The sequence below is a fragment of the Neoaquamicrobium sediminum genome (genome assembly GCF_013240295.1).
Lineage (GTDB): Bacteria > Pseudomonadota > Alphaproteobacteria > Rhizobiales > Rhizobiaceae > Aerobium > Aerobium sediminum.
Window position 1 is genome coordinate 154157 of record NZ_JABETK010000006.1, and the last position, 13370, is coordinate 167526.

The window sequence follows — 13370 nt, forward strand, 5'->3', positions numbered from 1 at the left end:
AAGACACCCCCGGACCCGCGGAGCGGGCGGGCCGGTGCAACTGCGGCCGAGCATCCCTGCCGGGCCGATCAAGCGGGGCTTTCAGCCCTGCGCGGAGCGACCGGCCGGGATCGCGAGCGGCGCGGTTGAGCGCCAGCGTCGGCGGTTCGTCCGATCTGCGAGCAAACCTCTCCCGTCTCCTTTCCTCCCTTCCATCCAGGTGCTCGGGCATGCGGTTGCGACATGAGATGAGCCAGCCACGCGCAATGGCGCGGCTGGCTCGACCGGCGGGATTAGGCTGCGATCGGCTCCGCCCTGCCCTCAACGTCGAGCGCCAACGCGTTCTCGATCGCGGCAAGCTGCCGGCGCTTATCGGCAAGGTCGCCTGCGAAGGCGAACTCGCTGCCGTCATCGCGGGCCTGGTAGGATGAAAGCCTGCGGCGCGCATCGGCGAGGCGCTGGCGACAGCGCTCGCGCTCGCCCTCGAAATCGTCGAGCGCGTGCTCGATGCGGGAGACCGCGCCGAGCGGGGTGACCGTCACGTGAAGCTCTATCTCGTCGTCGGCGCCGGTGCGCAAGAGGGCGGTCGTATAGCGATAGCCGTCCTGCCCGAAACGCTTGCCGTCATATTCGAGCTCGAACCCGCCGATGGTCGCGATGACGGTTTCGCCCTCATGCCGGCGCTGTATCAGCGTCAGGATCTCCTTCATGAGCGCCCTGCCCGCGTCCTTGCGTTCCGCGAACGTCGCGTCCGCGACGGTCATGGCGAAGGCCTCGCCTGCGGTCGGAACCAGGCGCTCGATGTCCTGCCCGATATCGGCGATGCGCCGGGTCGAATATTCGATATCGCGTTCGGCATCGCGGATCTGCCGCCGGACGGCGTGCCGATCGTCGATGTGAGCGGCGCGCAGCCGTTCGAGCCGTGCGATGTCGGCTTCGAGCCCCGCCTTCTGCATCAGGCGCTGGTCGCCCGACGCGATCGCCTTGGCCATCGCGAACTGGTTGGCCTGCCCCTCACCGAGGTCTTCGAGCCTCCGGATCGAGGTGTCCCCGGACAGCGCGGCGGCAATGAAGCGGGCCTTGCGCTCGTTGTTCTGCCACATGGTCGCATCGAGCGAACCTTCCGTGGCATAGGCGTAGATATCGACCTCGTCGTGCTGGTTGCCCTGGCGCACGATGCGGCCCTCGCGCTGCTCGATCTGGCTGGGCAGCCAGGGCACGTCGAGATGATGGAGCGCCTTGAGGCGCAGCTGGGCGTTGACGCCGGTGCCCATCGTCTCCGAGGATCCAAGGAGGAACCGCACCCTGCCCGCGCGCACGTCGCCGAACAGGCGTTGCTTGGCCTCTGTCTTCTTGTAATCCTGGATGAAGGCGATCTCGGACGGAGGAACGCCGCGCCGGACCAGTTCGTCGCGGATCCAGCGATAGGCGGAGAAGCCCCGGGTCTTTTCGACGTTGATCGTGCCGAGATCGGAAAAGATCATCTGCGCGGCGCCGGGCAGCTCGTAGGGCTTGCCGTCAGCGCGCAGATAGGCGTTGCCCGCCGTCTCCTTCCAGATGCGGAAGGCATAGGCGACGAGGGTATTGAGCTTGTTGTCCGGCTCATTGTCATTGGCGGGATCGACCAGACGCAGGTCGATGGCGGCGTGCCTTCCATCGGTAATGACCGAAAGCAGGATGTCGTCGCCCGGCGCGGGCGGCCGGTCGCGTTCCTCGATGGCCTTGATGCGGGCATCGAGCACCATCTGGTAGTGCCTGAAGGCCTCGGTCGGCCTGGAGGTTACGATCTGGCGCCGTCCGGTCGAGATCGCCGGCACCTTCACATACTGCCGCAAGTCTTCGGGCATCACGACGTCCGCAAAGCTGCGGAACATCGCGATGAGCTCGGGGACGTTCACGAAGCTCGCAAAGCGCGAGACCGGCTTGTACTTGCCCGAGGGCTGAAGTTCGAGTTCCGTCGTGGTGTCGCCGAAGGTCGACGCCCAGGCGTCGAACTCGTGCAGACCGCGTTCCATGAGGGCTGCGTGATCCATCAGCCGCTGGACGGTGAACATTTCGCCGAGCGTGTTGGTGATGGGCGTGCCCGAGGCGAGGATGAGCGCCCGGCCCGGGTTCTTCGTCTCGATGAAGCGGGATTTCACATAGAGGTCCCAGGCGCGCTGCGAGCCGTTCGGATCGATCCCCTTGAGCGTCGACATGTTGGTGGCGAACGAGAGCTTGCGGAACTCCTGGGCCTCGTCGACGATGATCTGGTCGATGCCGATCTCGGCGATGGTCAGGAGGTCGTCCTTGCGGGTCGAGAGCGCCTGCAGCCGTTCCTCGAGCCCCTCCTTGAGGCGTTCGAGGCGCTTGCGCGAGACGCGGTCCTCCTCATCGACCTCGAGCAGGAGCTTTTCGTAGAGTTCTAGCTCGTCGTGGATCATCTGCTGCTCGAAGGCGGATGGCACGCCGATGAACCTGAAGGCCGAATGGGTGATGATGATCGCATCCCAGTTCGCCGTCGCCGCGCGCGAGAGGAAGCGGGCGCGCTTGTCTTTGGTGAAGTTCGTCTCGTCGGCAACGAGAATGCGCGCCATCGGATAGAGCGCCAGGAACTCGCGGGCGACCTGGGCGAGGCAGTGACCGGGGACGGTCAGCATCGCCTTGTTGACCAGCCCGAGGCGGCGCTGCTCCATGATGGCGGCCGAGAACGTCATCGTCTTGCCGGCGCCGACCGCGTGAGCGAGGTAGGTCGAGCCAGCTGCGATGATGCGCCAGATGCCGCGAAGCTGGTGCCCATAAAGAGAAAAGGCGCCCGAGGCGCCTGGAAGCTTCAGATGCGAACCGTCGAAGGCTCGTGGGGCGATATTATTGAACCTGTCATTATAGACTCTTGCGAGCCGGTCGGTGCGATCGGGGTCGGACCAGATCCAGCGCCCGAACGCCTCCTTGATCTTGAACAGCTTCTCCTTGGCGGCCTCGGTATCGACGACATTGAGCACCCGCCTTTCGGTGGTGCCCTCCTTGATCGTATCGAAGATCTGCGGCACGCGGCTGTTGAGCGCATCGGCGAGCAGCTCGCCGGCGTGGCGGCGCTTGATCCCCCATTCTGAGGTGCCGGCGGCCGAAGTGCCGAGCTGGCGGGCGTCCACCGTCCATGAGGCGAGCTCGGGCATGTGGTGGATCTTGATGGCCGCCGCCATCGTCTCCTTGACGAAGGCGACGACATCGGCAGCGGGAATCCAGGGGGCGCCGAGACGGGCGGTAATGTCCGAGGGCTTAAGGTCGACGGGCTGCACCGCCGCGAGGGCCGCGACGTTGCGCTCGTATTCGGGATCGAGCGCAGCGGCCGCTTCGGCAGCCTTCAGCTTGTCGCGGACATGGCCGGAGAGATAGGCGTCGGCCATCTGCCAGGAACCGTCGGCGGGGTCGCGGAAGATGGCGCTGCCGAGCTCGGCGACGACATCGGCCGGGTCGCGATGCAGCAGCTCGGCGATATGGTCGAGATCGACGCGGCCGCGTTCGTTGAGCACCACGGCGAGCGCGTCGGCGGCGCTCGTGATCACGGGTGGCGCAGGCGGCGAGATGACGCGCTCGGTGAAGACAGGTCCGGGTCTGGCGGTATCGGTCTCGAGGTCGTAGTCCTCGATCGAGGCCACAAGCCAGCAATCGGGATCGTCGAGGAAGGGCTGGAGATTGGGGCGCCGATGGCTCTCGCGCACCTCGCCGGTCTCCGGATCCTCGGTGAGCGAGACCGTGGTGTGGTTGATCGGGCCGAAATCGCGGACAAAGCTCGACCAGGCGATGCGGAGCTTGACCTGAAGCTCCTTCCAGGGCTGGTCGAGCTCCTGGGCTTTGAGCACCGCGCGCACGGCGTCGCGGACCGGAATCAGCTTGGTGACGATCCGGACGTGCTTCTCCGATATCCCCTCGGCGCTGCGGCCCTTGCGGACGTTGATCTTGACGGATTCACCGTCGATCACCTGCATCAGGCCGAGCGCCTTGTCGAAAAAGAAGCTGCCCTCGCGCACATGCCGGTCGGGCGGCAGGTCGGCGAGCGCGGTCTCAGCGTCATCGTCGAGATCGGGATCGATCACGGTCGGCTCGCCGTCATAGCGTCCTTCGGGGAGGTGGGCGATGGCGGCCGTCAGCGCGGCGTCGAGCGTCTCGCCCGCGCGCGGGAGGCAGGTATAGGTCTCGCCGAACGGTCCCGAGGTCAGCGCGTGCGTGCCGAGCACGAAATCCGGATGCCGGGCGAACCAGCTATTGACGCGGATCGCGCCCTCGTCCTCGGCCGCCGGCAGCACCTCCTCGATGTCGAGCCAGGAGAGGTCGCCTTCGGGTTCGGCCACCTTGCGTTTGCGGAAGAACAGGATGTCGACAACGACGTCGGTGCCGGCATCGGCGCGGAAGCTGCCTTGCGGAAGGCGGATGGCCGCGAGGAGGTCGGCGGATTTGGCGATATGCTCGCGCGCCGTGCCATCCGCCTTGTCCATCGTGCCCGTGCTGGTGACGAAGGCGGCGAACGCGCCGGGTTTCAGGAGATCGATGGAGCGCGCTAGAAAATAGTCGTGCAGGCGCAGCCCGACCGCGCGATAGGCCCGATCCGAGCGCACGGTGCGGTCCGAGAACGGCGGATTGCCGACCGCGAGGTCGAAGCTCGGCGGCAATTCGGTGCGCGCAAAATCCCCGGTGACGATCCGTGCCCGCGGCTGCAACAGCCTGGCGATGCGCGCCGTGACCGGGTCGAGCTCGATGCCGGTGACATGGGACACGTCGCGCAGGGCCTCCGGCATCAGCGCCGCGAAGAGGCCTGTGCCGATCCCCGGTTCGAGGATACGGCCGCCGCGCCATCCGAGCCTTTCGAGGCCCGACCAGATCGCGCGAATGACCGGCTCGGGCGTGAAATGGGCGTACTGCGTGCAGCGGGCGAGCGAGGCATAGTCGGCCTCGCCAACGATATCCTCGAGGTCGGACCCGATCTCGTCCCAGCCCGGACGGAAGTCGATCTCGCCCGGGCGTCGGAAGACGCCATTGGCGAGCTCGGATGCGCCGAACCCGATGAATCGGATCAGCCGCTCCTGCTCGTCGCGGGTCGCCGGCCGGCTGGCGGCCTCGATATCGGCGGCGAGCCGGATCGCCGCGATGTTGTCGCGGGCGCGCTCCTTCCAGCCCTTCGCGAGCTTGCGGGCGGCGGGAAGAAAGAAGTTCGCTCCGCGCTTGAGAGCGCTGGCGGCAGGCGGCGGCGGCGCGCCGGGGATCGGCATGGCGGGCGCCGGGGTACAAGGATCGGGGTCATCGTCGGGGTCGTCATCGACGACATTGCCGAATGCGGTGACGCCGAGGCCGAGGCCCGAGGACAGGGCGGTGTTGCCGAAAAGGTCGATGGTGAATGGATCTTCATGGGACATGGGATTTCTCCTCTGGTGCAGGCACGCGCTTTCGCGCGGCTGCCGGGGCGGGCGGCCGCGCGAGAGGCGTCTATGGGGATGAGGCGCTACCGGGTGATCAGCGAGAGCGTGATCGTGTCCTCGGTCAGCATGATGTTGAGATGGGTGGCGCCGAAGTTGCGGTCGAAATCGGGGATCAGCCGCTCGGCCTCGATGAACTCGACGCCGTCGTCACCCCGAAATGGCGGCGCTTGTAGTCCCACCAGTCGGGATTGCCGACCGGGTGGCACTGCTCGGAATAAAGGACGAGCGGGCGGGCGCCTTCGGCGAGCTTGCCGTTGGAACAGAGATAGACGCCCTCGTCCCCGACCAGCCAGAGGCCGGGGCGCTCGCCCTCGCCGGGGCGGGTGCCGTAATAGGGATTGCGGAAGCCGCCATTGGCGGCTGCGTCGGCGATGCCGCGTGCGATGACCTTGCGCACGCCCGGTATGGGAAAGGTGAACATCGCTTTCGCCTCACGCCGCTTGCCGGTCGGGCAGGTGCCGCAGGTGGACCGGGAGCTTGGCCGCGATCTCGTCATCGGTCAGTTCGGCGAGAAGCTTGAGCGTCGTGCCGCCGCGCCGGCCGTAAACCAGGATGGTGCGCTGCCCGCGATATTCGGGAAGCCAGCGCTCGCCGGCATAGCCACGATATTCGTCATGGGTGGCGCTCCAGATATGCTCGAGGCGCTCCTCGCGAGTCATGGCCCGCACCGGCCAGGACTCGCGCTCGACGATGGCGTCGCGCATCTCGACCGGAGAACGGTCCTGCGCGAGATCGCAATAGGCGTGGAAGTAGCGCGGCCTGCCGTCGATCCTGAGCGTATAGAAGACGCTGGTGACCAAGCCGGTGAGGAATTCGCGCATGGCGAACATCTCTCCGCGCATCCACAGCGGAGGCAGGATATCGAGCATGTAGTCGTGTTCGGGCCGTGCGATCTCGAACCACTCGCCGGCATAGAGCGCCGCGCCGTCGGCAGCGCCGCGATCGGGACGCTGGGCGTGGCGGTCGAACAGTCGGAACATCTGCCGTCGATCGGCGATGCCCTGATGGATCTTGCGGATGGGAGGGGTCGGGGTCATGGGCGGGCTCCTTTGGCCTGGCGGGCCGGAGCGCGGCTCATCCCTTGCGGATCACCACCGTCTTCAGCCCTTCGTGACCCCACCCCGGGGCCGCCTCTCCGTCCGGGCGGGTCAAGGGCCGGCGGTAGCCGGGCGAAGCTTCACCCTTGACGCGGCCGGCGGGTATGCGGCACGCGCCTTCCCTCCTCCCCTTTTCTAGTCTCTCCTCATTCGGCGCGAGCGAGCGGCGCGCCGGGCGCCGCGTTATTGTCCGGGCGGCGGCGGATATCCAGCGCATTGTCCTCGCGACGGTGGAGATCGGAGAGCGAAATGAAGCGGGCGCGATCGTCCGCGCCTCGCCTGACCCGGAAGTCGTCGTCGACCACGTTGTTCGTCCTTGCCCACTGGTTCCAGGCAAAGCTGCGTCCAAGCCCGACCGTGGTCGAGGTCGAGGGGAAGCGATCGTGGGAACGCACGAGCTCCTCCCAGGACGCGCCGAACTCAAGTTCGGTGAAACGGCTATGCCGGCCGGTCAGCGCGTTGCGCTCGAGCAACAGGGCGCGTTCGAGGAGCTCGGGATAGTGGGCCGCGAGCCAGAAGAGCTCCCAGATCTTGGAGGCCGGGCAGAAAAAGCACGCCGACTTTATGGGAACCATGTCCGGCCCGAGGGTTTCGCTGATGACATGGATGCATTGGCCGCGGTCCCAGCCGAGGATCTGGAGCGGATAGGAAAAGTCGAAATCGGCATCGGCCAAGGGCAGGTTGCGCGAGCGGCGCAGATCGGCGCGACCGCAATCGTATCCGATCAGCTTGACGATGCGCTGGCCGCGCGCCTGGGCCTCGAGCCAGATCGGGTGGGGGTCGGAGGCGTTGGGGCCGGATTTGCACCCCTTGATGATCTGGTCCTGGGGCTTCTGCTTCCATTTTATGGAGCAACTTTTCATACCGAAGGCGAGCGACGGCAGCGTCTCGTTGACCATGCAGTTGCCATAGAGGTCGGAATAGCCCGTGCCCGGCAGCGTCTGCTTGCGCACTACGGTGATCGGCTCCCAATCCCATTGCGCTAGGACGTCGTTCATGCGCGCGACATGGAGAAGGGTTGGCGGCTTCTCGGCCTCGAGATTGGCGAAGGTGATGATGTCGGGACGCAGGCCGGCGAGCTTGAGCGCTACCAGCATTGCGGTCGAGTCGACGCCGGCGCCGAAGCAGGCTGCGAGAAGGCGGCCCGACAGGGCCGCGCGCAACAGACGGCGCTGATGATCCGGAAGAAGCATCTCGCCCCCGCCAAAACCGAGGCCTTGGCGGCGGCGGACGCCAATGGGTCGGGCATGACGGCTCGCCTTTCGCGGGATACGAAAAACCCGGCGTGATGCCGGGTTGCTGGATGGTGGATCGCCGCGAGGTCCGGCGGGCTGCTGACCGCGTTCATCTGGCCGATCGGCCGCGTTACGGCTCTGGCGGGAGACGAAACTCCGGACCGAACACATGGCCGTTCGGATCGCCCTCGTTCTGGCGCACATGCCAGTCCGGGGATCGGTCAGCCGGCAGCGAAGGCCCAGCCAGCCATGTTCGATGAAGTAGCCGGTGACGATGGCCGGGCCGCAATCGTTGATCAGGACGATGATTGTCGAGCCGATCGCCGGGGGTTGAAGGCCATCGGTGCGCGCCCATTTGACGGCGCCGGGCGCATTGGCGACCTTGTCGTTTTCCCAGCGGGCGATTTCATAGGCGGGAACGGTGTCGAGCTCCTGATAGGACATGTGTCGGTTCTCCATAGGCAAGCCGCCGCGCACGCGTGCGCGGGACGGCGAAACAGGATTTCGGGTGGTCAGCTGCGGCGCGCGGCGTCGACGGCGATGCGGGAGACCAGTGTGAAATTGCAGGCGAGGCCCCCGCTTTCGGTGCCGTCATCGGTGCGGAACGTGATGATCGCACCCGCGCTGCTGGAGACTGGCGGCCCGACACTCGTGACCGTCGCGCGCATGAACGGCGCCTTGCCCGAATGCTGGCCCGTCGATCGCAGGAATGCCGCCGCATAGGCGATCCGGTCGCCGACGGCGAACTCTGGAGCTTTCTTGACCATGTCTCTTTACCTCGCTCTGCCCTTCCATCGGGTGTTGAAAACACCCCTGGGGCGGCCGGCGGGCACGCGGCAGATCGCTGTCCCCCTCGCCGCCGTCTCTTTGTGCTTTCAATGAACCTACCTTGAGGATTGATGGTGGAATCGCTATATTGTCCGCGACGAAGGACCGGACCCATGCCCAGGACAGCCACCGAGAACACCAGCCGCTTCCCCATGCAGATCCCGCCTGCCGACAAGGCGCGGTTGATGCGCGCGGCCGCGCTCGAGCGCACGAGCCTCAAGGAGTTCGTGCTGCGCAACGCGCTTCAGGCCGCCGAGACCGTCATCGAGCGGGCCGAGAGGATCAGTCTCGACGACGAGCAGACGCGGTTCATGCTCGAGTTGCTCGACAATCCGCCGGAGCCCAATGCGAAGCTCCGTGGCGCGGCGCGTTCACTCGCCGCCCGTAAATGACGGTTCCGGACTGGCACGAGGCGCCGATCGCGAAAGTCCACGACCGCAAGGGTTTCGATTGCGGTGAGGCCAATCTCAACGATTTCCTGATGCGCCACGCACGGCAGGCGCACGAAAGTGGCGCGTCGAAGACCTATGTCGCGCTCGACAGCGCCGACAAGAAGACGATCCTGGGCTACTACACGCTCAGTCCCGCCCAGATCGATTTCGACGCCGTGCCCGGATCGGCGCGCCCGGCGGGCGCGGGACGGCACGCGATCGGCGGGTTCCGCCTCGGCAGGCTGGCGGTGCGCAAAAGCTGTCAGGGCAAAGGCCTTGGCGGCGAATTGCTGATCGCGGCGGCCCGCCGCTGCATCCGCGTCTCCGTGGAGGTGGGTGGCACCCTGCTGTTCATCGACGCCAAGGACGAACGCGCGGCAGAGTGGTACAGGACCTACGGTGCTGTTCCGATCCCCAGGGCGCCGCTGTCCCTGGTGCTGCCCTATTCCGTGTTCGCCGCCGCCCTCGAGCAGGCGGGAAAGCCTATTGTATGACCCGCTCCGGGTTTGCGGCGGTTTGAAGCGCGTTTCGGTCTCCCAGGGCGGCCGCTAAAATCCCTTCTTGATGCGCGAACTGATAGCCAGCTTCTCGACCAGTTCCGCAGGGATAGGCTTGCTTACCGAGAACGTAACCCCTGTCTTCGTCGCCTTTAGCTTCAAGGAAGCGATCTCGTGTGCATGGTCAGCAATCGCACCCGGGTCGACATACAGGCCGCATTGTTTGCTGAACGCGGCATAGCCCACGATGATCGTGTCTTCGATCTGAAATCCGGGCATGTCGTACTTCATGACTTCTGCGGCGTCCGGCAGTGCCCGCGATAGCTGTGCGCGCAGTCGGCTCAAGAAGGGGCGAAACTGCTCCGGGGCGGCGGCTATATAGGCGTCGTGGCTATCCTTCTTCGTCATGCCGACAGTATGCCAAATGGGGTGCAAGGCTGCCACCCTGCTCTACCAGTCGTAGGAGGGCAGTCCGTCGACGCTGTCGGCGTCGCAGTCGACAAGCACGTATTCAAAGCCCTGCTGGCGTGCCCAGGTCATGACGGCAAAAATGTCGTCGGGGATCCTGTCCTTTCCGGTCCCGCAGTTTTCCTCATGGGCATGGAGGAACCAGCCATAGTCGCCATAGCGGCCGCCAACGCACGGCCATTGCGAAGACGGCACCGTGTCGAGCAACTTCGCACTCGCCTCGGTCACATGCGCCGTTCCGATGACGACGAAGGTTCGGACTTCAAGCGAGGACATTGGCGGTCTCCCTGCTATCGGCCAGCGAGCCGTCGAGCCCGAGCCGGCGGGGCGAGGTCGCCTGCAGCATCCAGCGCTCGCCCTTGATGCGGCGGAGAAATTCGGTGGCCGGCGGGATGCGGCCAAGAACCTCCTGAACGTGGCGCTCGGCGACGACACGGGTCGGGATCGCCTTGCCGTCCCCCAGCGCGATGACCGGGCCGAAGCGCGCCTCGGCCTCGAACACGCCGAACGCGTGGTGACGAAAGGCAAGGTACTCTGGTCCTGCGGACCACGACGCCGTCGCGAGGAACCAGCGGTGCAGCGGCAGGAAATGGTGTTTGTCCCCCAAACCGCATCACGCTCGCCCCGGCGAGGTCGTCCGCTTCCGGGGTCGAGACAGGAAGCCATTCCGGGGCTCGAAGCCGGCCATCCAGTCGGCCGCGCAAACGATGCGGGGACAATCTTCCAGGAGATGCTGGCGGCCGAGTTCAACAGTGTCGATCTCCATGCCGTCCTGGTTGCGGATCGCAGCGCCGAAGACGAAGACCGCTTCGGCCACGCCTTCTCGGTGGTGGCGCAGCGCGCGGTGCGTGAAGCGGCACAGAAGTGATTTGGTGTGGTCGAACCAGGCGTGCAGGGCAAAATAGTCCTGCCATGCGCCGCCATGGGTGCGCGCCGACGAGCGCGCGTGATCGTAGGGATGCATCGTTGCTCTCCTTTGCTAGATGAGGGTTGGAACGATTGAGGCCGGATGGCGCTAGGCCCGTAGGATGGCGAGGGCCGCATCGATCGCCGTGGCCATTCCCTTCGCCTCGCCCGACGCTTCGAGATGTGCCAGTGCCGCGTCGATTGCCGCGACCAGGCCCGTCGCCTCGCTCCACGCATCGAGGCTCACAGGTGTGCCGCGCGGAAGCAATGGGAGGTAGAAGGGAAAGACCTCCCGTGCATGGTTGAGCGAGAGTGGCGTGCTGCTCGATGCGCCGTCCCACACATCACGCATCGCCTTGCGATAGCGCGCCAGCGCGAGGGCGTTGACCGGGTGGTTACCGGTGCGGACGTAATTGAGGAACGCGCGCAGCGGATCGTGGAGATGGACACCCGCGGCCGAATTACGCCAGCCCTTGAACTGGCCGACCTCGAAGACGAGGGCATCGAGATCGGGGCGCAGCTTCAGTTCGACCGTCGCAACCCGCTTGCCATCCTGACGCAACGACAGGATCTGGGTATCGCCGCGCCTGCAGATGTCATAGTAGCCGCCGACGCAGTGATCGAGCATGCGGCCCTCCTCAACGAGGTCCGCGGCCGAGGCCAGCACGACGATCTCGAAGCGGCCGCAGGCCGACCGCCACGGACTGCACAGCGCCGGCCAGCCGGGGCGTTCGGCTGTGCGCTCGTGGCGCAAGGCCGACAGCGAGGCGACGCGCCGGTGCCACAACGCGACGGCGGCATGAAGCGCCTTCGCCTTGCGCTTGCCGACGATGGCCGTGCGCAGCGCGCCGATCAGCCGGCGGCGTGCGGGCGCGGTCGCCCCTGACCTGTCGAGCTCGACGCTGCGGGCGAAGTTCCCGGCCGCGTAGGATTGCTGGTAGCCTCCAATACGAATGCGCTCGGTGACCAGGGGACGCAGCAGATCCTGACGCAGGGCGTTGATCGCGTCGTTGACGGCTTCCTTGTGGGGCTCGAGGTAGTCCGGGCGCACGAAGTGCTGCCGTGAGCCCGTCGTCCAGGCCGAGGTCTGCCAGGCCCGCGGCTGATCGGGTTGCCCGCCGCCCGGCCATTCGTTGAGCGGCACTTCGTGGACCTTCAGCTCCTCGACCGCGACATGGAAGTCGGCCTGGGCTTCGATCGTGTGCCGAAGGGTGCGGCTGCCGCGCAGCGAACGGAGCTCGGAGGCACTGAGCCCGAGCCTGTCCATAAGGACGGGCGCGAGGGGAGGCCTGCGTCGATGACCCTGGTTACGTCATCGTCGCGCAGCGTGCCGGACACCGCGCCATAGAGCGTCATGGCCTGCATGCGGCGCTTGAGGATCTCGGGTCGATCGGCTTGCCCGCTCGCCTCTGGCGCGAGGAGCCATGCCGCGACCTTGTTGAGACCGCGTTGGAGAAACAGCGCCGGGGGCAGGTCGCGGGTCAGGATGTCCTGGAGATGATCCCGCCCCAGCTCCAGCGAACGCCCGGAGACGTCCCTCACCGCGCGCGCCACGATGCTCCCGGCGGCTTTGAGCGTCTGCCAGTCGGCACCGCCCGAAAGGAGCGCGATGCACATGTCGGAGAAGCCCCGATCCTCGATCCAGTCTCCGAAAGCGGGCGCGAACAAGGCGTCCGCCGTGGACGCATTGTCCGTCGCCGCCTGGGCGATCATGTCGACGAGCTCTTGCGCAAGCCCGTCGCCGGCGACGCTGGGCGATATGCGCAGTTCGGGGTCGAGGCGGTCTGCGATCGTCCGGATCGTGACGTCAACGTCCTTGAAGGCGGTAACGGTCGAGAGGGCGCCGAGGATCTGGGACTGTTTCTTGAGTCCGGGGCACGCGGCGGTGAGGTTTGCGGCCGCATCGGCCTTGAGCCGGGTCCAGCTTCGCGCGCTCATGACGCCACCTCGCCGACCACGATCAGCGGGACCGCCACGTCGATCCGGGTCTCGGCTTCGCTCAGCCCGTCGTCGACGAACTCGTCTTCATCGTCGTAGTCGTCGCCGTCGCCGTCGCCGTAGTCCCCGTCCTCGCGATACGTCATGTTGCATTCGACGAAGGGGTCTCCCTCGTCCTCGAACGGGCGCACATAGACCGTGCCGTATCCGCCCTCGTTGTTGACCCAGTCGCCGTCCGGGGCGTCCGCGACGATGCGGTGCAGCAGGTTCGGAAGCGACAGGATAGCGCCGCCATCGGTGATGAAGATCGGGATATCCGGCAGTGTCGAGGTCTCGGGGCGGCCTCCCCGGTACTGGACGCGTTCGAGGTCGGTTTCGCCCGAATCCCCGCTGCCATTGAGCGTGTATTCGATTTCGATGATGTCGAGGGCGCGCAGGATCGCACCCAATCGCTGGTTGTGGTCCATTTTCAGGTCCTTCCCATTGGTGTTGAAAACACCTCCGGGCGGCCGCCTCGCCGTCCGGCCGGGTCAAGGGC

Annotated in this window: 13 protein-coding genes and 1 pseudogene; 2 read left to right on the forward strand and 12 right to left on the reverse strand. The window is 66.3% G+C overall.

Going from position 1 to position 13370, the window contains the following annotated elements; genetic code table 11:
- Positions 1–272: 272 nt before the first annotated feature.
- The 5 genes and pseudogenes from HK436_RS29680 to HK436_RS29700 all read right to left on the reverse strand — a co-directional run bounded on the left by HK436_RS29680 (position 273) and on the right by HK436_RS29700 (position 8531).
- On the reverse strand, positions 273–5369 hold the full coding sequence (locus HK436_RS29680) for a helicase-like domain-containing protein (RefSeq protein ID WP_173195154.1): 5097 nt from the start codon (positions 5367–5369) through the stop codon (positions 273–275).
- An 86-nt stretch (positions 5370–5455) separates the two neighbouring features.
- Positions 5456–5853: pseudogene (locus HK436_RS29685) on the reverse strand (DUF3085 domain-containing protein).
- Between the two features lie 10 nt (positions 5854–5863).
- The gene (locus tag HK436_RS29690; protein WP_173195155.1) at positions 5864–6469 is read right to left on the reverse strand and encodes a DUF1419 domain-containing protein; all 606 of its coding nucleotides are present in this window, start codon (positions 6467–6469) and stop codon (positions 5864–5866) included.
- A 206-nt stretch (positions 6470–6675) separates the two neighbouring features.
- Positions 6676–8208, reverse strand: coding sequence for an adenine nucleotide alpha hydrolase family protein (locus tag HK436_RS29695; protein WP_206680660.1), 1533 nt, complete (start codon positions 8206–8208; stop codon positions 6676–6678).
- Positions 8209–8276: 68 nt separating this feature from the next.
- Positions 8277–8531, reverse strand: a complete 255-nt coding sequence (locus HK436_RS29700; RefSeq protein WP_173195156.1) for a hypothetical protein — start codon at positions 8529–8531, stop codon at positions 8277–8279.
- 174 nt (positions 8532–8705) lie between these two features.
- On the opposite strand from HK436_RS29700, the gene HK436_RS29705 reads away from it, so the two are divergent.
- Together HK436_RS29705 and HK436_RS29710 are read left to right on the forward strand one after the other, a co-directional pair.
- Positions 8706–8984, forward strand: coding sequence for a type II toxin-antitoxin system TacA family antitoxin (locus tag HK436_RS29705; protein WP_173195157.1), 279 nt, complete (start codon positions 8706–8708; stop codon positions 8982–8984).
- A complete protein-coding gene (locus HK436_RS29710) occupies positions 8981–9517 on the forward strand; it encodes a GNAT family N-acetyltransferase (RefSeq protein WP_173195158.1) in 537 nt (178 codons plus the stop codon). The genes HK436_RS29705 and HK436_RS29710 overlap by 4 nt, the downstream gene beginning before the upstream one ends.
- 54 nt (positions 9518–9571) lie before the next feature.
- Here HK436_RS29710 and HK436_RS29715 read toward each other — a convergent pair whose 3' ends face one another.
- Genes HK436_RS29715 through HK436_RS29740 form a run of 7 tightly spaced genes read right to left on the reverse strand, consistent with a single transcriptional unit; the run spans position 9572 to position 13299 of the window.
- On the reverse strand, positions 9572–9928 hold the full coding sequence (locus tag HK436_RS29715) for an iron chaperone (RefSeq protein WP_173195159.1): 357 nt from the start codon (positions 9926–9928) through the stop codon (positions 9572–9574).
- A gap of 42 nt (positions 9929–9970) precedes the next feature.
- On the reverse strand, positions 9971–10264 hold the full coding sequence (locus tag HK436_RS29720) for a DUF5983 family protein (protein WP_173195160.1): 294 nt from the start codon (positions 10262–10264) through the stop codon (positions 9971–9973).
- Positions 10251–10595 (reverse strand): DUF6915 family protein, encoded by a 345-nt coding sequence (locus tag HK436_RS32145; RefSeq protein ID WP_244649549.1) that lies wholly within the window; start codon positions 10593–10595, stop codon positions 10251–10253. The genes HK436_RS29720 and HK436_RS32145 overlap by 14 nt, the downstream gene beginning before the upstream one ends.
- A 6-nt stretch (positions 10596–10601) precedes the next feature.
- A complete protein-coding gene (locus HK436_RS32150; protein ID WP_244649550.1) occupies positions 10602–10952 on the reverse strand; it encodes a DUF6915 family protein in 351 nt (116 codons plus the stop codon).
- 51 nt (positions 10953–11003) lie between these two features.
- Positions 11004–12161 carry a PcfJ domain-containing protein gene (locus HK436_RS29730; protein WP_173195161.1) on the reverse strand — a complete coding sequence of 386 codons (1158 nt, stop codon included), beginning with the start codon at positions 12159–12161 and terminating at the stop codon, positions 11004–11006.
- Positions 12050–12832 (reverse strand): hypothetical protein, encoded by a 783-nt coding sequence (locus tag HK436_RS29735; RefSeq protein ID WP_173195162.1) that lies wholly within the window; start codon positions 12830–12832, stop codon positions 12050–12052. Before HK436_RS29735 ends, HK436_RS29730 begins: the two co-directional genes overlap by 112 nt.
- Complete coding sequence (locus tag HK436_RS29740; RefSeq protein WP_173195163.1) at positions 12829–13299, reverse strand: hypothetical protein; 471 nt, start codon at positions 13297–13299, stop codon at positions 12829–12831. Before HK436_RS29740 ends, HK436_RS29735 begins: the two co-directional genes overlap by 4 nt.
- Positions 13300–13370 lie beyond the last annotated feature (71 nt).

Excerpts from the sequence above, each read along its gene's own strand:
- HK436_RS29680 (WP_173195154.1), bottom strand. The coding sequence starts at position 5,369 with ATGTCCCATGAAGATCCATTCACCATCGACCTTTTCGGCAACACCGCC.
- HK436_RS29690 (WP_173195155.1), bottom strand. The coding sequence starts at position 6,469 with ATGACCCCGACCCCTCCCATCCGCAAGATCCATCAGGGCATCGCCGAT.
- HK436_RS29695 (WP_206680660.1), bottom strand. The coding sequence starts at position 8,208 with ATGTCCTATCAGGAGCTCGACACCGTTCCCGCCTATGAAATCGCCCGC.
- HK436_RS29700 (WP_173195156.1), bottom strand. The coding sequence starts at position 8,531 with ATGGTCAAGAAAGCTCCAGAGTTCGCCGTCGGCGACCGGATCGCCTAT.
- HK436_RS29705 (WP_173195157.1), top strand. The coding sequence starts at position 8,706 with ATGCCCAGGACAGCCACCGAGAACACCAGCCGCTTCCCCATGCAGATC.
- HK436_RS29710 (WP_173195158.1), top strand. The coding sequence starts at position 8,981 with ATGACGGTTCCGGACTGGCACGAGGCGCCGATCGCGAAAGTCCACGAC.
- HK436_RS29715 (WP_173195159.1), bottom strand. The coding sequence starts at position 9,928 with ATGACGAAGAAGGATAGCCACGACGCCTATATAGCCGCCGCCCCGGAG.
- HK436_RS29720 (WP_173195160.1), bottom strand. The coding sequence starts at position 10,264 with ATGTCCTCGCTTGAAGTCCGAACCTTCGTCGTCATCGGAACGGCGCAT.
- HK436_RS32150 (WP_244649550.1), bottom strand. The coding sequence starts at position 10,952 with ATGCATCCCTACGATCACGCGCGCTCGTCGGCGCGCACCCATGGCGGC.
- HK436_RS29730 (WP_173195161.1), bottom strand. The coding sequence starts at position 12,161 with ATGGACAGGCTCGGGCTCAGTGCCTCCGAGCTCCGTTCGCTGCGCGGC.
- HK436_RS29735 (WP_173195162.1), bottom strand. The coding sequence starts at position 12,832 with ATGAGCGCGCGAAGCTGGACCCGGCTCAAGGCCGATGCGGCCGCAAAC.
- HK436_RS29740 (WP_173195163.1), bottom strand. The coding sequence starts at position 13,299 with ATGGACCACAACCAGCGATTGGGTGCGATCCTGCGCGCCCTCGACATC.